Source organism: Moorena sp. SIO3H5 (assembly GCF_010692395.1).
Lineage (GTDB): Bacteria > Cyanobacteriota > Cyanobacteriia > Cyanobacteriales > Coleofasciculaceae > Moorena.
The window spans coordinates 20,516-44,322 of the sequence record NZ_JAAHHS010000002.1 but is presented as its reverse complement, the minus strand read 5'-3'; the positions used below and the strand labels follow the sequence as shown (position 1 = coordinate 44,322).

The window sequence follows — 23,807 nt, the reverse complement described above, 5'->3', positions numbered from 1 at the left end:
ACGCACTTATTTAAACTGTAGCGTCTTCCGAAATGACCAAATTCTCGCAAAGTAGTGGGCACAAAACTATGGTCAAATAGCTGGTCAAGTTCCCGTTGTAGGGTGTTGATGTCTTTCCAGGGGTTCCAACGAACTAGAGTCATAGCTCTTCCTCCAAGTTGTAATTGCTTAATAGATTCAGCCTTGTTTTCTGGCCTTTGATTATTATGGTAGGACTTCAAACTAGCAGTGACAATTCGGTTTTTGTCACTAACTTTATAGGGATTGCCGTTATGAATAAGTTTTGAATAGGGAACAGGCTTTATGGGAATCGGGAATCGGGAATCGGGAATCGGTAATAGTAAGAAACTGCTATAGTTAACTTTGAGCTAAATTACGGTAAACTAAACACAATTGAGTTCGGTAAACTCGAATTCAATGGTCAGCTAATGCGCTAAGCGCACCCTACGCGAACAGGTATAAGGTAAGGCAATTAAGTTAAGTCCAATGATGGAATCCACAGATTTTACCCATTCAGTCAGCTACCAAAAAGAATTGATTCTGAAATTACAGGAACTGCTGAAAAAGGAAATTGAACAAACCGTGAGACGCATTCCCCCACCTGGCCGTAGGCCACGCTACGCGAACGGCTTGCCAGGTGGGGGTTAGTCCACGCTGTTACCAATATCCACCTGGAACAATAATTATGGTTCTTGAGTACCTGGTATGCTAAATTTCCAGTTAACAAAACTCATAAAGCTTACTGTGTAAGGGTTATGAGGCTATTTGACTAATAAAATTTTCTGAATACTGCTTCTTTCCCCTGCTCCCGTATTGATGCAGTAGCTCATGGGGGAAACCCCCAAGACCGCGCTGCATCCCTGCTCCCTGCTCCCTGCTCCCTTTGCCAAAGTGTTGATTTAGCATAACAAGTACGGAAGAGCCATAATTATTCGATTGCAGTCTTATCTTATGTAGGCTAAAATATTAACTGTAAACGATTTTTTTAGACCAGTGAAAACGCCAAATAAAGTTATAAGAACCGATAAATGGCGACTTAATCCGACTACCGATCAAAAAATATTGTTTGGGGAGACGATTAAAGTATATCGCCAGGCTTGTCGGTACTTAGTTGGCATTATTTATACTCACTGGTCTGAATTGGGATGTTTGACAGCTGATCAATTAACTCCTGCTGTTGAGCGTTTAATGCATCAGACCGCAAAACGACCTGATGTAAAATATCCCCAATTTAATCAGGCTTTTTACAAGTTTCCTAGCTACTACCGTCGTGCTGCAATAGCCTTCGCTGCTGGTCAAGTGAGTAGTTATGTGACCCGTTACAGGGAATGGCAGTCGGGTACACGAAAACGGCGAGACACTAAGCCACCAAGACTAAATGCTGATACTGGTTGCTACCCAGCTCTGTACAAAGGTCAATGCTATAAGCTGCATGGTTTTAACCAAGTCGAAATCAAAGCTTTTAATGGTAAAGATTGGATTTGGACTACTGTTCAAATTACTGAGTTAAGGGAGAGACACGCCTGTGCCAGTAATAAGATGATGTCGCCTTCTTTGATTTTCAATGAAAGGTACTGTCATTTATCTGTTCCATTTACTTGTAAGCCAGAAAAGAGAAAACCAGAGGCCAATGTTACGGCAGTAGACTTGGGTATAAATACAACAGCGACAATAGCGGTTGTCACTCATAGCGGCACTGTAATCCACCGCGAATTTATTCATCCGGGGAAAGACATAGACCGTAGGGACAAACGACTAAAATCCGTATCTATGCGGGCATCAAAAACCATGGGTAAGGGCGGAAAACTTCACAAAGGATTCTGTTCTAAGACCTATGACAAATGCCGAAGAATCAATCATCAAATCGGCCATATTGTTTCTAAGCGAATTGTGGATATTGCTAAGGAGTTTAATTCTGAGGCTATCGTATTTGAGAATCTCAAGGGTTGGAAACCAAAAGGTGGTAAGAAACGGTCTAACCTGCGGCAAAGATTCCACGGATGGCTCAAGGCCAAAATTCGCGATTTCACGGAAATGAAATGGGCGGAACTAGGCGGCAAAGTCGTAGAAGTTGTAGCAGCTTACACTTCAAAACTTGCTTATGATGGTTCTGGTACGGTTAAGAGAAATTCAAAAAAATACTCCCTAGCTACCTTCTCCTCAGGTAAGCGCTTTAATGCAGATCTTAATGGTGCTTACAATATTGGTGCTAGAGGTGTGTTTAAGCTCACTCGCAGAAATGACGGTGAGGGTCGTTCCAGTAAAAACTCTGGACGACCGCCTAGAAGCTGGGCTTGTCTATGTGATCTTTGGGCAACGGTTAGTCCTAGATTAGCATAAGACACCACCACCTGGTTCAGGTGGTGGAAGCTTCATAGTGCTACAGAGGCCCTCAACAACCTAACCCAGTATTTTAGAGAAACTTAACCTCTAAGCATATGCGCTACGCGCACGCTGCGCGAACAGCGGTCAGGGGTCAGCGGTCAGCTTATTTTATTCAAAAGCTGTTTGGTATAACGTGTGCTATGGGCATAAACTGTTCCCGTAGCGTCGCCACAGGCTCAAAGCTGATAGCTGATATCTGAACGCGCACGCGTGCGCGTAGCGCTAATCGCTGTTCGCTGATAGCTTACGTTGACCTGTACTTTTCTCGATTAGACTCTAAGCACTAGGTATTAAGAACTAGGTATTAGGCGTTAACTACTAACTAACACCTAATACCTAACACTTAACTCCTAACACCTAACACCTAAGCCTGAACACTAAAATGATTTTTAGTCCTTGAACAGCTCAAGTCCTATTTCGGGTTGAGCTACAGAGGCACCAATATTAGGAGTGATGCCCACAAATTGGTCAAATACTCGACTCTGGTCAACATCAATCTCGGAACTATGAGAACCTAGAGATGGAGTCAGCAGAGATGGAGTCTGGAAGGAAGCAAGTAGGGAATCAATGGGATTGGTAATAGTACCAACGATGCCCTCAAGGAGATTGTCAGGTTCATCGGTAACACCATCCGGATTACTAATCGGGTTCTCCTCACCAATGGTGACACTGGCGGCACCACTAACTTGATAATTATTGGTGTTAGGGTTACTTATGGTGCTGGAAACCATGGCTGTGCCATGGATACTGGAAATGCGATTGGCCAATGGCCACGCTACGCGAACGCTTAAATCTGCTGAGGGATTGTCACTAATGGTGCTGGTAGCCATGCTGCTACTGCTGACCATTACCACACCGCCACCAGAGTCGCCTGTTCCGTTAGTGTGGCTTTTGGCCAAGGGATTGGGACTAATCATGTTAGTAGCCGTCGCACTGCTACTGATCTTGACGAGAGGGTCATCTGGGTCTACAGTTCGATGACTACTAATTTCAATCTTGGTGATATTCGCGGTTGTTCCATCTTGAGGCTGAATTTCGAGATCAAACACTTGGTCAATGTCATCAAAATCTATAATTCTTTGACTCTCTATAGGGGGCTCGAGGTTAATCGAGCTATTGGTGATGTCCAAATCACCAGTAGTAGCCATTGGTTGTAGATTGGTTTGGGAATCAAGCACAGAAAAGCTATTGTTTATCATCGAGGTTTCTACTCGAACGTCAACAAAGAAATGAGATGGAGATTCCCTGATTGACTTTTTCCAGCTACCCAGGTCGAGTAGCCAGCACATTTTTAACTTTGTCAGTCTAAATTCTATCTAGGTGATCACACTATTGCTCTCGAATGCAAAAAAAATTCACGTTTTCTGTTCGCGTAGCGGCTCGTACCGAGCATCGCGTAGCGTGGCCCAAAGGCCAATCACGACAGGGGGATGGTGCCCTTTATCGAGCAATTTTATGTTTACACTCCCAAACTGCTAGAGGTTTAATTTCCGGAGCGTCCATTACCGCTTTGATTTAATAAATATTCCCAAATCCGTCGTATTTCTTCTTGATTTTGACGAATCTCTGCTTGACTTTGACGAATCTCCTCTTGACTTTGACGTTGATAGGTGGCCAAATCGGAAAACAATCTTAAGGTCTCATTCAGAGAAACTCGTAATTGAGTAATTTCTGCTTGATTTTGCTCGATGGTCTGAGAGTGACGATTAATGTATCGTGCTGCTGTCTCTAACAAGTTCTCTACTTGAGTTAATCTTTCTTCTGGTGTCATGTATGATCACTTTTAATTTGATATATTTATCTATTATATTATTTTTTTATCCTTATTCCTGAAGTCAATTATTACTAAAAAAAAATAGTGCGATCGCGAAGCGGTTTTTTGGGTTTAATTTTGGTTCGTTATTAACCCACCATATCAACTACTTCTTCTATCTACTCTCTCCCCCTTCTCCCCACACTATCCCCTCTCCCCATACTATTCTCGCTACTCCCTACTCTTTACTACCGATAAAGAAAGTACCTAACCCAATTGAGAACTGCTATAGTAATCAGAGTATTGCTAACTTTAAGGTAGGATAATGACAGATAAAAATTTTGTAGCTGATAACGCTACTACCACAGAAATACTGGAACAAGTGATTGAAGAAATACAGCAAACTCCCCGAGAATACTTACCCAATTTGTTGCAGATAGTTCGTCTGTTTCGTGAGAGTGTTACACAGAATACGGCAGAAGAAAGCTTTCGTCAAGGATGGCAAGAAGCCATGACAGGGAATACACTTCCTGTTTCACAGCTGTGGGATGGGATTGATGCAGAATGAACCAACCAAAATCCAAATCACGGTTACACCTGAATTCAAGAGAAGCCTACGCAATCTAGCCAAGCGGTATCGTAATATCCGCTCTGATCTCCAGCCGATTATTGATCAGTTACAGTCAGGTGAAATTATTGGGGATCAGATCCCAAGCATTAGAGGTTTAATTCCCTGAGCGTCCATTACCGCTTTGATTTAATAAATATTCCCAAATCCGTCGTATTTCTTCTTGATTTTGGCGAATCTCCTCTTGACTTTGACGTTGATAGGTTGCTAAATCAGAAAACAATCTTAAGGTCTCATTGAGGGAAACTCGTAATTGAGTAATTTCTGCTTGATTTTGCTCGATATTCTGAGAGTGACGATTAATGTATCGTGCTGCTGTCTCTAACAAGTTCTCTACTTGAGTTAATCTTTATTCTGGTGTCATGTTTGATTAATATTAATCTGATCTATTTATCTATTTTATTCTATTTTTACTCCTTATTACCGATGTTAAACATTACTAAAAATTTAGTGCGATCGCGAACGGAACATCGCAATTTAGTTTGATGCGTTATTAACCCACCAAACCAATGACTTCTACCCTCTCTCTGTGCCTGTTAACCACACTTACCATATTTACCATTTTTATCACACTTACCACACTTAACACGCTTAACACGCTGCATCCAAAGCTAAAATGTGGTATAATAGGGGAATAATTATCAGCAAGTGGACAAAAATCAACTACCATCAAAAAAGTTACTATCCACACCATTCAGGCAAGTTAGCCCACCAGGCAGCAGGTGTTATCGTTAATTCCACCTACAAAATTATTTAGTCATCCAAAATTCCTCAGAATTTTGCCCTTGGCTGTGTTCGAGCGTCTGAATCAGCGATTAGACGAGATGGAGTCAAGTTTGGGGGAAGAAGCAATACTCCTAAAGTCTGATCTTTTGGTGAATCAGAGGGTGATTACTGAGGCTCAGAGCCAAAGGTTTATCCTGATCGGATCAGAACAGTTCAGTTGTCTACTGTGGGGGGAAGCCCAACCGGAGACCTTAACTGGGTATGAATCTCTGATGAGACTGTACCAAGTGGGATTGACCTTCGATCCGGATGCGATCGCAAACTTTCTTACCCATCTCAAAGACTCCTACCTAACCTCACCATCAAAATTTGAAACCTCTGAGGATGTTCTCAACCTAATCAATAGGGCTCAAGCCTGCCTCAAACCCAATAATCCAGCTATCCAGAGCGAATTTACCCTATCATTAATTGATATTCTGTGTGACTACAACACGGATAACTACAACACAGATGTTTCACCATTAGTAGAGCCAGCTTATCCCTATGGGTCCATTTGTCAACCCGTAGCAGAAGCACTGCACCAGCAGGTTGAGCAAGAGCGATTGCTCAATCAGGTGACCAGTCAAATCCGTCAAAGCCAAGAGTTACCCCTTATCCTGACCACAGCAGTTGAACGGGTACGACACTTCCTAGAAGTAGACCGATTAGTAATCTATCAATTTGATTTCCCTTACACCTCTAGTCCCACAGCCCTAGAGCCAGCACCTGTTGCTGCCACTGAATTAGGCTGGGGTTGTATTACCTACGAAGCTAAAGCCTCCGATGCTATCCCATCAGTGCTGAATGTGATTGAGCAGGAGGAATGCTTAACCCATGTACCGAACTGTACACATAAATATCAGCGAGGGTCAACGGTTGCTGTTGATGATGTTGATCGAACCTATAATACCCATAATTGCTTACTTAAACTGTTGCATCGACATCAAGTACGAGCCAAGTTAGTGGCACCAATTATTGTCGAAAACAACCTGTGGGGGCTACTAATTGCCCATCAGTGTTTGAAGCCAAGGCGATGGCAGGATAGTGAAAAAAACTTTCTCCAAGCAATTGCTGAACACCTAGCCATTGCCATCTATCAAGCCAAGTTATACGCCCAAGTGCAGCAGCAAAACAACACCCTTGAACAACGGGTAATTGAGCGCACCCAAGCACTCCGGGATGCCTTGCAAGCTGCTCAAGCAGCCAATCTTGCTAAGAGTGAGTTTCTAGCTACCATGAGTCATGAATTGCGCACCCCTCTGACCTGCGTAATTGGGATGGCAGCTACACTCTTGCGCTGGTGTTTTGGTCAGGACAGTTCCCAAAGATTACCTGTCGAAAAACAACAGCGCTATTTAAAAACTATCCAGGACAATGGGCAACACCTGCTAGAACTGATCAACGATATTCTGGATTTGTCTCAGGTTGAAGCAGGAAAGTTAGTCCTGACTATCAGCAAATTTTCCTTAAGTAAGCTAGCCAATCAGGTATTGAGTAGCCTAAACGAACAAGCCTACCAACAGCAGGTGACTCTACAACTAGATTGGCGAGTGCCACCAGAAAGGGACTGTTTTTCTGCAGACCAACGGCGGGTTAAACAGATTTTGTTTAACCTTTTAAGCAATGGGATTAAATTTACCCCAGAGGGGGGTAAAGTAATCCTACGGGTCTGGCCAGAAAACCACTTAGTAGTGTTTCAAGTGGAAGATACAGGCATTGGTATTGCCGAAGACCAGTTACCATTACTGTTTCAAAAGTTTCAGCAGCTAGAAACGCCCTACCGTCGCAAGTATGAAGGAACTGGCTTGGGGTTAGCCTTAACCAAACAGCTAATCGAACTCCATAGGGGCAAAATTGAGGTGGAATCGTTAGTGGGAGAGGGGTCTTGTTTTACAGTTTGGTTGCCCACTCAACCCATGGCAGCAGTTACTTCAGGAAAAGCCCTGCCAAAGTCGAACCTAATTCTCAAAGCTCAAGGCACTGTGACCCTAGTGGAAAACCAAGAAGAGATTGCTACCCTAATTTGCGAGATTTTGACCGCAGCAGGCTATAAAGTAATTTGGTTGATCGATGCTTCCACTGCCATCAAACAAATTGCTTTGCTTAAGCCCCAAACTATCATTATAGATTGGCAGTTACCAACTAGGGAGGGTTACGAAATTACTCAATGGCTGCGTCAATCCTCCACAACCAGTGAGGTAAAAATTCTGGCTTTAACGATTCCGAGCCTGCCAAACATAGAGCAACAAGAGATGATGGAGGTAGTGGATGATTACTTATATAAACCGATAAAACCGATGGAATTATTGTACAGAGTTATGGCTTTGGTGGAAAGTTATAGCGCTGCGCTATAGCTGCTAAACCAAGGAGTGTAACTAAACCAAGGATGCTGTTAGGTTCCGGCACGTCTTCTGGGACAATAAAAGCATTATCCTGGATGTTGGTAATCGTTGAGTTCCGGCGAATAATGCCTGAGAGGGTAGTGCTTTCTAGATCTGGATCCAAAGCCAACAGATGCTCGAGATCGTTGAGGTAAAAGAAGCGGTCACCATCCCGTAGGCGGATGAACTGGTCTGAGATGAAGCTATTGAATAGTTCACCGACCAATCCACCGTTGAAGGAGTCCTCAGATATTCCTCCAATCCAGAAATCCACATCGTCTACAGACTGGTAGATTTGTTCAAATAGAGCTGCTATTTCTGGGTCAGAAGTAATGCCAAGTTCGGTGTCGGTGGTCAAGAAGGCAGTGACCGGATCCAGACCGAGTTCCACACGAGCCTGATTGTAGCCGGGAAGGCCAACTTCCCTTCCCCGGGCAATATTGAGTGAAGCGAGGTCAAAGCCACCAGTAGCATTCGGGGCAAGGAAGTTCCGCACCCCGTCCACTAACTGATTGTCAACCTCTTCAGCCACCTGGGAAGCTAAACCCAAAAACAGTGAATCGACGCCTTCTTCAATCACTTCTTGGGGATTGAAGAAGGCATCACCAAGGGAGATACTTCCGACGGAATCGCCGTTATTGTTAATGCGCTGAAGCTCTTCGGAGAGAAGAGTGTGCCCAACGCGGAAGTTAGCATTGGTAAATTCCTGACTGATACTGGGGTCAACTGTAGGATCGTAGCCAGAGTAATCGTCCAAAAGGCTATCGCCAATGAACAGCGGTAGGAATTCATTGTATGTGATGACCTGAATCTGAGCGCCGACGACCTTACGAGCTGATTCGTAGATAAAGTCACCTTTCTCAAGTCCTGAGTGATCTAACTTCTCCAAAATCACCGGGTCGCCAGCGTCAATTTTTTCAGCAAGTTCTTCAGCCAGACGATTGTGCTCTCGCACCATCAAGGTGTGAGCTGCGGTTAAGCCAATTTGTTCGTTGGCACGAATATCCCCAGCGATGAACAACTCTTCTGGTGGTAATGCTCCAGCGCGGTTAGTGTTACCATTAGGCAATTCGGCAGTATTAAAAGGTAGTAGCTCTTCGCCATTGATAATCTGACTCTTGAGCTTTCCAGTACCGTCATTAGTACGTAGAAATTCCGCCCGCACTTGATCAGATCCGTAGACCTGTGAACCATCAAGAAAAGAAGTTAGCTCGTTAATCTGCTGGCGGGGATTGCCAAGGCCAGTGCCAGTGCCTTCAGCTGCAGGAACCCTAACAAAGGGTATAAAACCAGGAGATTCGGCAAGTGGATCTGGCTTACGAGTAGCAATGTCAATCGGGTTAACTGGGATGGGCATGAAATCCTCTGGTGGCCTATCTGCCCCTCCCTCATTCAGAGCAAAGTCGTGATCAATCAACTGCCCCCACTGCCAGATCCAGTCACTGGCCCGGAGGAAATTAGGCACGGATTTACTCTGGCGCACAATTGTATTGCTAATGTCACGGGGGTTAGGCAGAACATTGCCGGTCGGACCGGTTATTCTTGGTGCGTTAAAGCCATCCTCGTAAGCAGGAGTCAGGAGCCGAAGTAGTGGTGTTTCGGCTTCACCCAATGTCGGGTCATTGGGGTTGTTGTTCAATCCGTTAATGGTACGAAATTCTCCTGCAGCAGCAGGCACAGACATGGAAAATCCTAGGGCAGCGAAAGTGGTTATTGCTAAACCAAGCTTACGAGGCTTGAAGTTTCTAACTATTTCCAAGTTAGATAAATGATTTTTCATAAGGTTAGTACTTAGGTTAAGATTGCATCCCAACCGCTAATGTGGTAGATGCAGTAACATACTCTATCTCTTGTAATAAGGTATTTGGAAAGTAGCTAGATGGTTTGGTAAAGCCGGGTAATTTACTTTAGTTATCCTCAATATTCAGGATTTTTCGTCTAAAGTAACTCCTCAAGGAAGTCCCTGATTTATCGCCAGTAAATAATTTTTCAAATGGGCTATAAGAAAAATTACGTATTTCTTTTAGCTATAGAAATTATTGATTCCGTAATTACCCCATAGTCAAGATTAAATTTTACTGCTATTTGCTGCTAATTCAAAGATAGCTGGATTTAGGATATCTAGCGCAAAAAAAATATAGTTTTACATAATCTTTAATTCTTTAATTAAAGATTATCTGGATAGATACGGACAATAAATCAATATCTTGTCAAGCCAATAAATCTTGATTGTAGATAAATATAGTGTAATAATTTAGGTATAGGGGTTGACAAAAGCAGAAAAGTTAAAGTAACCATTCATGAGTCAAGCCCATCTACCTCTTTGGGCTGAATAATCGCGTCAGTTTAGCAAGTAAAAATAGTGATAATTATCCTTGGAAAACAGATATTTATTAATCACCAATGTAAATATAAAGATTTAAATTCAGCCTAAATTTAGAATCAATGACCTAAAAAAAAACTTAAAATGACCTGCTTAAAAAAAGCGAGAAAGTCAAAATAGAGCACAAACAACCACCAAACCGCCTAAAGATACCTTGGCGCGAGGAAATGGGTAGATAGGGAGATAGTGAGATGGTAATATTTTTATTAAGGTTAATTATCTGGAGATAATATAATAGAATAAACCCAGTGCTTAAACCAATTACTATATAAGGGTTATTAAATTTATGAGCTACACATAATTTTTTACCTATTCCCTATTCCCTATTCCCTATTCCCTATTCCCTATTCCCTATTCCCTATTCCCTATTCCCTAAAATCCAAAACTTCTGTAGCTCACCTATCAACATGGCAGCTAATTCTCTCAATTCAATTCGTGATAGTCTAATTGTGTCTTGTCAGGCACCCCCTGACTCACCCCTGCACAACCCCCTAGTGATTGCCGCTATGGCACAGGCTTCTATGAATCAGGGGGCATCCGGTGTGCGTATTGATACACCTGACCATGTGGCAGCTGTTCGTAGTCAATGTCCCACTGCTCCAATTATTGGCTTGTGGAAGCAACAGTTAGCGGAGTCTGAGGTTTATATTACTCCCCAGTTTCACCATGCCAATGCGATCGCATCCGCTGGTGCTGATATTATTGCCATTGATGCCACCTTACGGGAACGTCCTGGAGGGGAAACAGTTCAAGATTTAATTAAGCAGATTCACGATACACTCGGTAAACCGGTGATGGCAGATGTGGATACCCTTGAGAGTGCGATCGCAGCACAAGCCGCTGGTGTGGATTTAGTTGGTACCACCCTCTATGGCTACACCGCTCAAACCAGCCATCTGTCTCCTCCCGGCTTTGGCCTACTCAGCCAGTTGGTGAAGCATTTAGATATCCCAGCCATTTGCGAAGGGGGTATTGCCACCCCCAAGATGGCTCAAACTGCTCTAGAATTGGGAGCCTATGCGGTTGTTGTCGGCACTGCCATTACTGGCATTGATTTGCAAGTTAAGGCTTTTGTCGATTTATTATAAGTAGGATTAGCCCTATAATTGCCCTTGCTAGAAGCTGGAAAAGCTATCCTGTTATTGAGAATCCAGTTTCTGTAGCCAGTCTTGACCCAACTGAATGGTAATATCTGAGGAAAAAGCACCGGTGCTTTCTACCCGCACTTCCCCAAATCCCAAATAGTTACGGATAGTGCCAGCACTTTCATCGTCTCCCTGTTGAGCAATAATGCGAGTAGTGCGCAATGGTTCCCTAGACAATTTCTGATCAATACGAACATTATTGTAGCCACCTCGGTTGAGGTTGCGGAGCATAGCCTTAGCGACTTCAGAGGAATCTGTAGTGTATTGAATCGCAATCCGTAGGGATGTGGCGTTGGCATTGGAGTAGCCATAGCCTTGACCAAAGTGCTGAGCCACCATCTGCTGAATGCGGCGGTGGTTTGGCAACCAGTAACTGGCTTGTTTCTTGCCATCGTTACTAAATCGACCAGGCAGCATTAGCATTTGGACATTGGCTCGTTTCGTCTTGGTGGCAAAACCCCCTAATGCCACTAGCTCTTCTATACTTAAGTTGGTGTCAATGTGGGACTGAATAACTGAGAGTATTTGTGGGATTCGTGCGATAGTGCTAGGTTTTAGTGCCTGTTCTACCAATGCCCTCATCAGCATTTGTTGCCGCTGAACTCGACCTATATCCCCATACTTGTCATAGCGAAACCGCAGGAACTGCATCGCTTTATTGCCATCTAGGTGCTGTCTACCTTTTTTGAGGTTGATATAAAGGTGTTGAGAATGGTCAGTGTACTTCATGTCCTTGGGAATATAGACCGTAACTCCTCCCAAGGCATCCACCAGCTTTTCCACACCCTGAACGTTTACTCGGATATAACGGTCAATGGCCACATCATCAAGAAGATCACTGACCGCCTTCGCTGTGAGTGCAGGTCCACCGAAATAATTGGCAGCATTGAGCTTAATGTTACCATGTTTCTCAATACGAGTTTTAGTATCACGAGGCATGGAAAGAACTTTGACTTTTTCCCCCTCTGGGTCAAACCGTAGCAGGAGCATGGTATCTGACAAACCCTCTAAGGAATTGACCAGAGCGTGGTATCCCAGGTCTACTTCTGGGGGTTTGTCGAGATCAGAGGTTAGGACTTTGATACCAAGAAATAAGATATTAACTGGTCGAGTCAACTCCGGCAACTGCATGGTGTTGCTGGAAATGGTTTCCTCTTGGTTAAATACAGATTTCTCGTCCGGAGTCAGTTCAGTTTGCAGCAAAGGGGTACTTGCCAGGGATACAGCTAGCATTGCACCTGCTGCCGCAGATGACATGGCCACTGCGGTAAAACCTAGCCAAAGCCAGAGCAAATTCCCTCGCTTGACTTTTACCTTTTTTCTGCGAACGGGGCGAGTAGGTCTTCTCACTACACGGCGTTTTCGATAAGTTCTTTGAACTGGCACTGGGCTTCCTCACACACAGGCAATAGGGATGGTATTTTCAGAAGAAGACTATTCACTCCTGACCGGTTTCAGATGCTTGAGCTGGAGCTTCGATCTTAAGGGTTTAGTAATAATACTCTATAGCAGGTTTTTTAACAGGTTGCTGCCTGTTCAGGTAAATTTTCGATGAAGCTTGCCCAATCCGTCAGTCAAAACCATCAATAGAGTACATCATTATCTTTTAGTAAACCCCTAGACTAGGACAAATACTTGCCCAAGATTCCTTCAGAGATCCGGCTAATCCAAGGCAGCCTTGGTGACTGGCGCTGCCATAAGCGCACCATCACAGCGAAACTGACCAGAAAATAGCCAGATGTCAGCATAGCATTGAGAAACAGCAAGCGTAATGTCCAAAATTCCGACAATTGTGCTCCTGCTGATAATAAACTGTATCCTAGCAACCAACCAAAGGCCAAGGTGACGGACAAGCGACTGACGGTTTTTTCTTTTCTGCTTCCCTGAGAGTGGTACAATGTCCACAGTGCAGGAAACAAGCCAAAGATGGGGACAAGGTAAATAAATAGCTGTAGGCGCTGATTATCTTGATTTTCGGTAGAATTTGTCTTTTTCACATGCTCTTTCATCCGCAGCTTGCCTTAAGAATCCCTCAAACCCCATGATTTGGTGGTTTTCCCTCTTATCATGACATTTCTTAGTGGTTATTCACCAACTAAAGCAAGGGGTCTCCCATTATAAGCGCGTGACTTAACGGGTTAGAAGTTACCGTAAGACAGTAGAGCCTTATTTCATATAACTTAAACTTATGACTCACAGACTGTCGCTTATTTTGGCTCAACGTAATCAGGTTTCGTCTCCGGGGGATTGCCCGACGGGGTTTAACGCTTCTCAACAGATTGACATGCACCTCAAGCAGCGGAGGCCGACCCTGCTTGAGGTGCGAACGCGAGTAGTGCAATAACATTATGCTGTTAACTTACTGCTATCGAATCAAGCCTAATGACGAACAGATAGCTATCATGGAGAGATGGCTGGAATTGTTGCGTCGTCACTGGAACTATGCTCTCGGTCAAAGACTTGATTGGCTCAACAGGACTCGTTGTCCTATTGATAGATGCAGTATTGTGAGGGAAGCGATTGGCGAAGTCCCAGAACCCGTTAACTATTACACCCAGCAATCAGCACTAAAGGAAACTAAAAAGCTATTCCCTGAGTACAAGCTGATTTACGCCGAAACTCAACAAGTCAACTTACAACGGCTAAACATTGCATGGGAACGATGGAGAAAACCAGATGCGACCGGAAAACGCGGAGGACGACCTCGGTTTAAGAAACAAGGTCAATTGCGGTCGTTTATATTCCCACGGGTTAACAATTCCAGAGCAGGGGCGCATATCAAACATGGAGTGCTTAAGCTGAGTCGGATTGGTGAAATATCTGTGGTGATGCACCGACCTCTACCGTCCGGTTTCACTCTCAAGCAATGCACTATCGTTAAAAAAGCGGACGGCTGGTACTGTTGCATCTCAATGAAGGATGATACTATCCCTGAGTTTATTGCTGTAGAATCGGTTAAATCTGCTGTTGGGATTGATGTCGGCTTAGAGAAGTTTCTGACTACATCAGATGGTGAAGCCGTTGGGATTCCGCAGTTCTACAGAAAGGCTAGTAACAGGTTAGCAAGTGCCCAACGGGTAATGTCACGCCGTGTAAAGGGTTCTAAAAACTGGCAGAAAGCTAAACAGAAAGTAGCTCTATTGCACCTTCATTTAACCCGTTGCCGCAAGGAATTTCACGCTTCTTGTCGCCCATTGGCTATGTAGTAAGTATGACCTGATTGGGTTTGAAGATTTAAATATCAAGGGACTTGCGCGGACTAGATTAGCGAAATCAATACATGACGCAGGGTGGGGGTCGTTTCTGGAAATCTTACAAGCAGTGGCGGTCAAACGCGGTTTGTTAGTCCAGGAAGTTAACCCACGGGGAACAAGTATTGAGTGCTTCAACTGTGGGGCATTAGTTGAGAAAAATCTAGCTCATAGAGTTCATAATTGTCCTAATTGTGGAGTAAAAATTGACCGTGATTGGAATAGCGGAATCAATATTTTGAATCGTGCATTAATGGCGGTTGGACTACCGCTGAATGGCTGTGGTAAATCAATACAGTTGAGGAAGTTCTTGAAAGTAGTAAAGAGTTCAGTTTTGAAGAACATCAAGTTCGACTTATTTGAACCTCATATATTCATCAAACTCCACTGCTAACTGACTTACCGCATGAGTTGATCTGACTTGTGCCTGACTTGTGCCTGACTTTTAAAGCTGATCAGCTCTTACAAGCAGCCCTGATGATTAAACCAACTCCCATGGCTAATTTGGGTAGGATAGGCCACCAACTCGACAATTCCCTGGTCATTAATGATCCAGCCTTGGGCTTCAATGATCGGTAATTTCTGATTCGTCATGGCTGTTTGATCACGGTCTTGGTGATACTGTAGTCTTCTTCTGAGGGAACTCCGGGTTTTCCTCGTCTTGACTGGTTTATTGCCTTGTGTATTTCCTTCATCAACCATCAGGCGTAAATCGGGTACCACGACCTGACCGCGCAATACTGCAGTTGGATCAGCGGGGAGTCCTCCTCCTCCAGTGACCACAAAACTATTCCCACCCACTGCTGCACAACTACTCACAATTTGATTGCTGGTATCTACCACATCTGCAGGAAGCTTGGCTAGGGCTTGGAAAGGATTGACATCTAGGGTATTGACGTTGACTGTGCCATCAATACCGAGTTGAGAAGAAGCGGTAATCTCACTAGTGCGATCGCGAAAAGTGCCAATGGCAGTAATATTAATATTTCCCCCGCGTCCCAAAATGGCATTGGCAGTAATATCACTATTCTCTAGGGCTACCAAAAAGTCGGTAGTGATGGTGATATTCCCACCAGTGGCACTCTCACGGGCGTTGGTAGTAATGGTACTGTTGTTGCTTAAGACTACAAGCTGGGCATCAGACAGGGTAATATTTCCTTGGTCTCCAGCAGTAGTTTCGGCATTGAGGGAACCATTGTCGAGTTGGATGGAATTGGCATTTACTTCCAAGGTGCCAGCAACACCGGTACCAGTACTACTGACCGTTGCTAGTGCTCGATCGCGAAGGATAAATGTCTTGGTATTGAGGTTAATCGAACCCGCTTGCCCAACTCCTATTGCTGTCGATGCGATCGCACTTGCTTCCCCATCTGGGTCAACTCTGTCTGGTCCCAATATTGCTAATCGGTCATTGTAGGTAGGGTCAATGCCAGAGAGGGTGATTGTATCAGTTGCATTGATGGTAATACTGCCAGCATCACCGCCACTGGAACCAGAGGTGAGAATTTGAGCCCCATCGGTTAATGCTAGAGTCTCTCCATCCACAGTAATTTGACCACCAGGAAAGTTACTACGGCTTCTAGCGCTAATAACTGCCCCATTATCTAGGCGTGTAGTAGGGGTATTAATCGTAATATCCCCACCACTCCCTGTAGCCATAGATTCGGTGTTGGCAGAGATGCGACTGGATTGACCACCTCTGCGACCACCGATGGCACTGACCCCAGACAGGGTAATGCTCTCGGTAGCCTTAATCTCGAGATTACCAGCATCTCCGTTGCCAAAGGTAGAACTCCGTACCTCCGCCCCATCGGAGATCCTAAGCTGCTGGGTATCAACGGTCAAAGAACCCCCATCCCCTATAGCTGTTGGTTGAACACTACTAAACAAGCCGCTAGTAGCCTGGCCATCCGCTGAAATTCCAATTAGCTCTACATCAGTAGCTCGTACCGTTAGGGTACCGCCATTGCCTTGACCGAAGATAGCACTATTTATCTGTGCTCCATCCCGTACTGTCAGCAGTTGGGTATCAATGGTCAACCTCCCCCCATTCCCTGTAGCGTTTCGGGTAACTTGACTAAACAAACCGCTACTGAACCCAAGAGCAGTTCCACTAACCTCTACCTCAGTAGCCCCTATGGTTACGGTACCCCCGTCCCCTGAACTATTGGTAGAACTGCTGATCTGCGCCCCATCCCTTACCCTCAGGCTCTGGGTATCAATAGTTAACTCTCCGGCATTGCCTGTTGCTGATGAGTTGACATTCACAGACAACAGTGAAGTTTGCCTAACCTCTACATCAGTAGCTTGTATTCTTAGGGTACCTCCATCCCCCTCACCAAAGGTGTCACTAAATATCAGTACCCCATCCCGTACCCTCAATGCCTCGGTATCAATGGTGATGATACCCCCATCTCCAGTGGCTCCCTGGTTCGAATTAGATTGTAATAAACTCAACGATTCAATAGCTACAGTATCTGTAGCGGTAATCGTTACATTCCCTCCGTCCTTGGTTCCGGAAGTACTAGCATCTAGGATAGTACCGTTTGTTAAGAATAGGTTGCGACTGGAAAAATTGATATTGCCACTGCCAAAACTCCCTGCTGTAGTAATCGAGCTATCCTCAAAGGTAATATTGTCTTTAGCCGTCAGGGTAAGGTTTCCTCCTTCACCATCAACAGCAGCAGTATTCAGATTACCGGCTGTAATGCCACCATTAGTCGCATTTAAGGTAATCGAGCCACTATTGACAGTTGCAGGTAAGCTAGCTGATTCAGTAAAGGTAGCCCTTGGCGCTTCCACACCAGTCAGAGCAATGGTATAGTTACCCAGGTCAAATCCCCTAATATTGTCCCAATCACTTAAGGGCAAATTCCCGGCTGTTGGTGTTGCTGGATCCACACTGGTAGATAGATCCACAAAAATAGAAATCGGGAAGATTGGATTTGGAAAAATCTGTCCTCCTTCACTCACTGGTTCTATTCCGAAGGCACTGATTGCTAGATAATAAATCCCTGGTGCAGTGGGGGATGAGGGATTACCAGCGGGTAAGGTCGATTGCAAGCAACCTCCACAATTGGCATCATTATCATTGCTATAAATCCCGAAACCACCTGCATCAAATAAAAATAACTGAGTAGCTACCTCGGTTCCGTCAACGGTAGTAGCTGAGAAGGTTTCCCCCCCGGTTAGGAAAATTTGGTAGATATCTACATCAGCGACGTTGGCGATGGTTCCTGATATACTCTCTAACGGAACACCGGGGGAATTACTGACGATTTTGGCATTCGTGATCGACTGTCCCGCATCTGCTACTTGGGGAATTGATGTATCAATATTCCCTATGGTTAAATTCGCGCCAGATATAGCAATGCTGCGCCCATGGGTACGGATAGTGTCCGAGACAGTATCTGCCATCACAAAGTTTCCTACCCCATCCCTGTCAGCATCAGCTGTAAATACTACTGCCCCAATGCCTGATGCTAAGTCTAGGGAGTCATCGGCTAGGTCTTGTAGCAGAATATCATTGGTGGCTTCCAAGACAATATTGGTATTCCCAGACAACTGCTCTAAGGTTGACTCATAGATCGTGGTGGTTCCTCCATCAGTCAACTGGCTCAAGGCATCAAAGTCATCTACTGTTTGATCCCCTGTCCCACTAGCAATAATAATATCTCTAGGGTCTAGTAATAAGGTGCCAGGAAAGCCATTAACGGCACTGGTATCCACATTCCCCCGAAAAATCAGGTTTTCCTTACCAGAGACTTCGATAAAGCCGCCGTTGCCGGAAATTGTTCCCCCACGAGCGCTGATGGTGCCGTAAAATCCTGTGATCTGATCTGCCTGGAGGATAACTCTACCGCCATTGCCAAGTGCCATCGCATTGGCACTAATCTTGACATTAGGGGCAATGTAGGTTTGGTTAGTCTGTTGAGTACCAATTAAAACCGTCCCTCCACCGTTTGGGGAGGATACATCAATAGAGGCATTATCCCATAAGCCAATTTGAGAACCATTAATCTTAACTATTCCCCCCGGTGCTACTAACGAACCTGTGCTAGTAACTAAATCTCCCGACAACACTAACCCTTGCCCACTACCAACAGCTAAGTTACCCTCATTCCTGATTTGAGGCAGTGGCTCATGGGGACCCCCAAGACCGCGCTGCCTCGCTTGATGTTGACGTAGGGCATTAGTAAAGAACGCACCAGGTTGGATAGTCAGTAAGTTACTTTTTTCTGGTTCTGTAGCACTGAACAGTCCCTGTTGACCCAATTTAATGCCATCAGCTGTGGTAGCAATAAATGAGCCAGCTACATCCAATCGAGCATTGTTGCCAAAGTGAATGCCATTGGGATTAATTAAGTAGAGATTTGCTGCGCCATCTACTCCCAAGGTGCCGGATATCCGTGATCGACTCCCTCCTGTGACACGAGTGAGGATATTAGCTATACCATTAGGGTTGGCAAAGTAGACGTTTTGTCCTTCATTGACATTAAATTCCAGGAAACTGTGGAACAGGTTACTGCCTCGAATAGCTCCGCCTTCGATTAAGTCTCGAAATTCTTGGGGAGTAACAATTGAGTGTTCTACCCCCAAGGTCTCATCGCGTATAATCTGGGAGTGAGCAGCAGTCTGAAAAACTGCCCAAGCTGTGGTAGATATTAATAAGATTGGGAGTTTTGAGTACCAAAACAACATTTTCGCTCCTGTACTGTAGAGGGCTACTATTCCTGACTTTAGGGGTTACTTCTGTGTTAGAAAATGGTTAACTATCCGCGCTTTAGCTCTACCGATATTACCTCATCAGCCAAATATCAAATTATACCATTATGCTTAAATAAAACAAGGACAAGTTCTTCAACAAAACTTTACCAAAGAAACAAACAAATGAATGTGTCAAAGTCGTTTTCATATAAATGATAATCAATTAAGTTTAACCTCACATTAAACGTTTAGCCACACAAAACCAGCGAAAGTCTTTTTTCCTCAATCAGCGCTGAGGTACTTTCACGACAGGATGAGCAAAGCTATGGCGATAATTCACCAAAACAGTCAACAAAAGCGACTATTTATTAATAGATGGTTAGTAATTCCTTGCCATCTCCCTCTAGCCCTTTGGCTACTAATCACAAATCTACCTGCTATTGCCTATCAGTCCAATTCCCCAACCTCCTCAGCAGAAGCAGTTGTCCAATACTCCTCCAATCCGTCAGCACTGCTGCAACAGGGAAAAGAACACTATCAAGCTGGACAATTTTTTGAAGCCGCTACCCTTTGGCAACAAGCTGCAACAGCTTATGCATCCTCAGGAGCAAGTATAACCTACGCTCAAGCCCTTAACTATTTATCCTTAGCTCAGCAAGAATTGGGACAATGGGAGCAAGCTCAAGTGGCGATCGCGGAAAGTCTAACCATACTGCAAAGTGTTGAGAAACTAGATTCAAAGGGCATTCTGCTTCTGGCTCAAGCCTTGAATACCCAAGGAAGCCTGCAACTGGCACAAGGACAAACCAAAACTGCTTTGGAAACCTGGGAGCAAGCTGAAGCTACTTATGCTAGGGCTAAGGATGAAACCGGAAAAGTAATCAGCCAAATCAATCAAGCCCAAGCCTGGCAATTTTTAGGGCAGTATCGACGGGCAAGAAATCTCCTAGAGCAACTGGTCACAGACCTTGAAAATCAACCGGATACCCTACTGAAAGCTGATGGGTTGAGAAGTTTGGGCATTGCACTACAAGTTGCTGGTGATTTACTGCAATCAAAGAAACTATTAGAACAAAGTTGGGCAATTAGCAAGGAATTTAATTCCCCGTCAGATACTAGCCCTACTCTCCTTAGCATTGGCAATGTTGCTAGAGACTTAGAACGATATGATGTGGCTTGGAAATACTACCAAGAGGCGGCTAAATTAGCACCAGATGGCATTACCCAAGTGCAGGCACAACTCAATCAACTCAGTCTTTTAGTTAGGTTCAAAAAATGGGAGAAGGCACTCTCGTTAATTCCAACTATTGAGTCAAACCTCTCCAAGCTACCTCCTAGTCGATTGGCCATCTATGCTAGGGTGAATCTAGCAGAAAGTATGATAAAACTAAAGAATAGCGAAAAGGAAGCTATTCAACTATCATATACCTCAATCACCTCAAAAATTGCCTCTAAAATTTATCCAAAAATTACCTCAAAAATTACCTCAAAAATTACCCCAAAAATTGCTAATATATTGGCAATAGCCATTCAAGAAGCTAGACAAATTCAAGATGCCCGCTCTGAAGCTTATTCTCTCAATCAACTGGCTAAGCTTTACCAACAAAATCAGCAGTGGGAGGATGCTAAAAACTTGACAGAGCAAGCTCTACAGATAGCTCAAACTATTAATGCCGGAGATATTATTGCTCTGGCGGCAACACAACTGGGGCAGATTCTGAAACAGCAAGGGGATATCCCTGGCGCGATCGCGGCTTATGAAACTGCCTACAATAACCTTCAATCCCTAAGGAGTGACTTAGTTGCCATTAATCCTGATGTGCAATTTAAATTCCAAGAAAGTATCGAACCGATTTATCGGGATTTAGTCAGCCTGTTATTAACTCCGTCTCAAGCTGGGATCAAGAAAGGGGCGGTTAGCCAGTCTAACCTCAAAAAAGCTCGTGAAGTGATTGAAGCGTTGCAACTGGCAGAGTTAGATAACTATTTTCGAGATGCTTGTGTAGACACTGAGCCGATTGTCATTGATGAAATTGATGTCGAGGCTGCTGTAATTTATCCAATTATTTTAAGCGATCGCATAGAAGTCATCCTTTCGGTCCCCAATCAACCTCTCACCCACTACACTAGTCTTCTACCAGAGGACAAAGTCAAAGCCATACTAAGACAAGTTTACTCATCTATGTCTCCTGGTTATCCTAGTAATGAGCGGTTGCGACTGTCTGAGCAAATATATGATTGGCTGATCCGACCGGCAGAAGCAGAACTGGCAAACAGTAACATTAAAACCTTGGTATTCGTGCCAGATGGGTTTTTGCGAAATTTGCCCATGGCAGCTCTCTACGATGGTAAACAGTATCTGGTCGAAAACTATAGTATTGCTATCTCTCCTGGGTTACAACTTTTTCCTCAAAGACTTCAGAGAGTTGAACTGAACGTTTTAGTGGCTGGGTTGACCGAAGCTCGCCAAGGCTATACTGGTTTACCTGGTGTTGCCCTCGAAGTCCAAGAAATTACGGATAAAGTTACTACAGACGTTTTACTCAATCAGGAATTTACCCGCACTACCTTCCAAACCGCAATTGATAGCACCCCCTTTCCCATTGTTCACCTAGCTACTCATGGTCAATTCAGTTCTAACCCAAAGGAAACATTCCTACTCACCTGGAATGACCGAATTGGCATTAAAGATTTCGATTTACTATTCCAAAAAAGACGATTAGGAATTCTAGAACCTATAGAATTACTGGTAATGAGTGCCTGTCAAACTGCAGCAGGGGATAATCGTGCCACCCTAGGATTAGCAGGATTTGCCTTACGTTCAGGAGCTCACAGCACTTTAGGTAGTCTCTGGTCAGTCAGCGACGAATCAACCACTTACTTAATGAAAGAGTTTTATCAGAGCTTAATTCAGACTAAGCCATCGATGACTAAGGCTGAAGCCCTGCAACAAGCACAGCTGAAATTGCGTCAAGATCCATTATATGAACATCCCTATTTCTGGGCATCCTTTGTATTAGTAGGGAATTGGTTATAGGGTAAGCATTCAGCACTCAGCAGTCAGCCGTGAGTCTTCGGCTGACCCTTGCCCTTTGGGCCACGCTGCTTGAGGTGCGAACAGCTTATTTTATTCAAAAGCACCTTAAGTAGGGTGGGTGTAGCGTCTAAATTGTTCTCGTAACATTGTTCTCGTAACGTGGCCATGCGCGTAGCATTGCCATAGCCTTTGGCCAAAGGCTAATGGCTGTTCGCGTAGCGTGCGCGTAGCGCTTAAGCTGATAGCTAACTGGTTATTAACTAAGAGGTATATTATAACATGAATAAGTTTATTTGTAAAACTCTCTTATCAGCAACAGTAACTGGAGCATTGATCTTAGCATCAAGCGCACTCCAGGCAAGTCCATCGGTTAAAGAAGGGGAAATTCTACCCCGAGATTATCGCATCAGTCTGGAATTTGATTTCCCCTCAGATGAGGAAGTTCCCAAAACCAGTGTCGGTGGAGGGGTGCGAGGAAATGTAGAATTTGACCTACCCGGAGAATCCGCTAGCCCCAAAACTAGCATCGGTGGGGGTTCGAGAGGGGATGTAGAATTTGACCTACCCGGAGACTCCGCCAGCCCCAAAACTAGCATCGGTGGGGGTTCTAGAGGGGATGTAGAATTTGACTTACCCGGAGACTCCGCCAGCCCCAGAACTAGCATCGGTGGGGGTTCTAGAGGGGATGTAGAATTTGACTTACCCGGAGACTCCGCCAGCCCCAGAACTAGCATCGGTGGGGGTTCCAGAGGGGATGTAGAGTTTGACCTACCCGGAGATTCGGCCAGCCCCAGAACTAGCATCGGTGGGGGTTCTAGAGGTAGTAAACTCCCCCTAACGGCATTGCTTCCACCCACAAAACACGGGTACACCGTATCACCGCGTCCAACTCTATTTGTTTATATGCCCCCCCTGGGAGCAACTGATGTTTTTTTCAGTTTGCAAGATGAAGATGGTAATTCCCATTATCACACAACCCTCAAAAGTTCTGGCCAGGAAGGAGTGATTAGTATTACCCTACCAGAAGCAGCACCAGAATTAAAGATTGGTAAAAACTACCTCTGGTACTTGGCACCCATTGAAGCAGACGGTATCCTGCGACCTGATAATTATTCAGTAAGTGGGTGGGTTAAACGGGTAAAATCAACGGTGAGTGACCAAGGACCATCCAAGTCCGCGATCGCGTTGGCTACTGAATATGCTAAGGCGGGAATATGGTACGATACCCTAGAGGTTTTAGTGACTGCTCAACGCTTGGAGCCTGACAATACAACCCTGGCCAATGAGTGGAAAGATTTACTCGAACAAGTGGGACTGGATGCGATCGCAACTCAGCCGATGGGAGAGCAGTTGTAATTCTTGAGAAGTTGTC

General features: G+C 44.6%; 15 protein-coding genes and 1 pseudogene. 9 read left to right on the top strand and 7 right to left on the bottom strand.

Annotated features, from left to right (window positions below; genetic code table 11):
- Positions 1 to 486: 486 nt before the first annotated feature.
- Together F6K52_RS00770 and F6K52_RS00765 are read left to right on the top strand one after the other, a co-directional pair.
- The gene (locus tag F6K52_RS00770; RefSeq protein WP_293072636.1) at positions 487 to 648 is read left to right on the top strand and encodes a hypothetical protein; all 162 of its coding nucleotides are present in this window, start codon (positions 487 to 489) and stop codon (positions 646 to 648) included.
- 345 nt (positions 649 to 993) lie between these two features.
- Positions 994 to 2,340 carry a transposase gene (locus F6K52_RS00765; RefSeq protein WP_293072634.1) on the top strand — a complete coding sequence of 449 codons (1,347 nt, stop codon included), beginning with the start codon at positions 994 to 996 and terminating at the stop codon, positions 2,338 to 2,340.
- A 434-nt stretch (positions 2,341 to 2,774) separates the two neighbouring features.
- Here the strand turns inward: F6K52_RS00765 and F6K52_RS00760 are convergent, their stop codons facing one another.
- Both F6K52_RS00760 and F6K52_RS00755 read right to left on the bottom strand, forming a co-directional pair.
- Positions 2,775 to 3,584, bottom strand: a complete 810-nt coding sequence (locus tag F6K52_RS00760; protein WP_293072632.1) for a hypothetical protein — start codon at positions 3,582 to 3,584, stop codon at positions 2,775 to 2,777.
- A 284-nt stretch (positions 3,585 to 3,868) separates the two neighbouring features.
- Positions 3,869 to 4,156, bottom strand: a complete 288-nt coding sequence (locus F6K52_RS00755; protein WP_293072630.1) for a hypothetical protein — start codon at positions 4,154 to 4,156, stop codon at positions 3,869 to 3,871.
- Between the two features lie 307 nt (positions 4,157 to 4,463).
- On the opposite strand from F6K52_RS00755, the gene F6K52_RS00750 reads away from it, so the two are divergent.
- Together F6K52_RS00750 and F6K52_RS00745 are read left to right on the top strand one after the other, a co-directional pair.
- The gene (locus F6K52_RS00750; RefSeq protein WP_293072628.1) at positions 4,464 to 4,706 is read left to right on the top strand and encodes a hypothetical protein; all 243 of its coding nucleotides are present in this window, start codon (positions 4,464 to 4,466) and stop codon (positions 4,704 to 4,706) included.
- Positions 4,696 to 4,875, top strand: coding sequence for a hypothetical protein (locus F6K52_RS00745; protein WP_293072627.1), 180 nt, complete (start codon positions 4,696 to 4,698; stop codon positions 4,873 to 4,875). The genes F6K52_RS00750 and F6K52_RS00745 overlap by 11 nt, the downstream gene beginning before the upstream one ends.
- Here the strand turns inward: F6K52_RS00745 and F6K52_RS00740 are convergent.
- A complete protein-coding gene (locus tag F6K52_RS00740; RefSeq protein WP_293072625.1) occupies positions 4,864 to 5,094 on the bottom strand; it encodes a hypothetical protein in 231 nt (76 codons plus the stop codon). The genes F6K52_RS00745 and F6K52_RS00740 overlap by 12 nt on opposite strands.
- 451 nt (positions 5,095 to 5,545) lie before the next feature.
- Here F6K52_RS00740 and F6K52_RS00735 point away from each other — a divergent pair, with 451 nt between their 5' ends.
- On the top strand, positions 5,546 to 7,885 hold the full coding sequence (locus F6K52_RS00735; protein WP_293072623.1) for a GAF domain-containing hybrid sensor histidine kinase/response regulator: 2,340 nt from the start codon (positions 5,546 to 5,548) through the stop codon (positions 7,883 to 7,885).
- Here F6K52_RS00735 and F6K52_RS00730 read toward each other — a convergent pair.
- Positions 7,848 to 9,692, bottom strand: coding sequence for a peroxidase family protein (locus F6K52_RS00730; RefSeq protein WP_293072621.1), 1,845 nt, complete (start codon positions 9,690 to 9,692; stop codon positions 7,848 to 7,850). The two genes, F6K52_RS00735 and F6K52_RS00730, sit on opposite strands and share 38 nt — an antisense overlap.
- A gap of 1,010 nt (positions 9,693 to 10,702) precedes the next feature.
- Here F6K52_RS00730 and F6K52_RS00725 point away from each other — a divergent pair.
- Positions 10,703 to 11,383 carry an N-acetylmannosamine-6-phosphate 2-epimerase gene (locus F6K52_RS00725; RefSeq protein WP_293072619.1) on the top strand — a complete coding sequence of 227 codons (681 nt, stop codon included), beginning with the start codon at positions 10,703 to 10,705 and terminating at the stop codon, positions 11,381 to 11,383.
- Between the two features lie 51 nt (positions 11,384 to 11,434).
- On the opposite strand, the gene F6K52_RS00720 is transcribed toward F6K52_RS00725, so the two are convergent.
- Both F6K52_RS00720 and F6K52_RS00715 read right to left on the bottom strand, forming a co-directional pair.
- Positions 11,435 to 12,826, bottom strand: coding sequence for an LCP family protein (locus F6K52_RS00720; protein WP_293072617.1), 1,392 nt, complete (start codon positions 12,824 to 12,826; stop codon positions 11,435 to 11,437).
- 236 nt (positions 12,827 to 13,062) lie between these two features.
- Positions 13,063 to 13,437, bottom strand: coding sequence for a hypothetical protein (locus tag F6K52_RS00715; RefSeq protein ID WP_364415428.1), 375 nt, complete (start codon positions 13,435 to 13,437; stop codon positions 13,063 to 13,065).
- Between the two features lie 351 nt (positions 13,438 to 13,788).
- Here F6K52_RS00715 and F6K52_RS00710 point away from each other — a divergent pair.
- Positions 13,789 to 15,085, top strand: a pseudogene (locus F6K52_RS00710) (transposase).
- Between the two features lie 68 nt (positions 15,086 to 15,153).
- Here F6K52_RS00710 and F6K52_RS00705 read toward each other — a convergent pair.
- Positions 15,154 to 19,392: a filamentous hemagglutinin N-terminal domain-containing protein gene (locus F6K52_RS00705; RefSeq protein WP_293072613.1), complete on the bottom strand. Its 4,239-nt coding sequence runs from the start codon at positions 19,390 to 19,392 to the stop codon at positions 15,154 to 15,156.
- A 319-nt stretch (positions 19,393 to 19,711) separates the two neighbouring features.
- Here F6K52_RS00705 and F6K52_RS00700 point away from each other — a divergent pair, with 319 nt between their 5' ends.
- Complete coding sequence (locus F6K52_RS00700) at positions 19,712 to 22,435, top strand: CHAT domain-containing protein (RefSeq protein WP_293072611.1); 2,724 nt, start codon at positions 19,712 to 19,714, stop codon at positions 22,433 to 22,435.
- A 279-nt stretch (positions 22,436 to 22,714) separates the two neighbouring features.
- Positions 22,715 to 23,791: a DUF928 domain-containing protein gene (locus F6K52_RS00695; protein ID WP_293072609.1), complete on the top strand. Its 1,077-nt coding sequence runs from the start codon at positions 22,715 to 22,717 to the stop codon at positions 23,789 to 23,791.
- Positions 23,792 to 23,807: the final 16 nt, after the last annotated feature.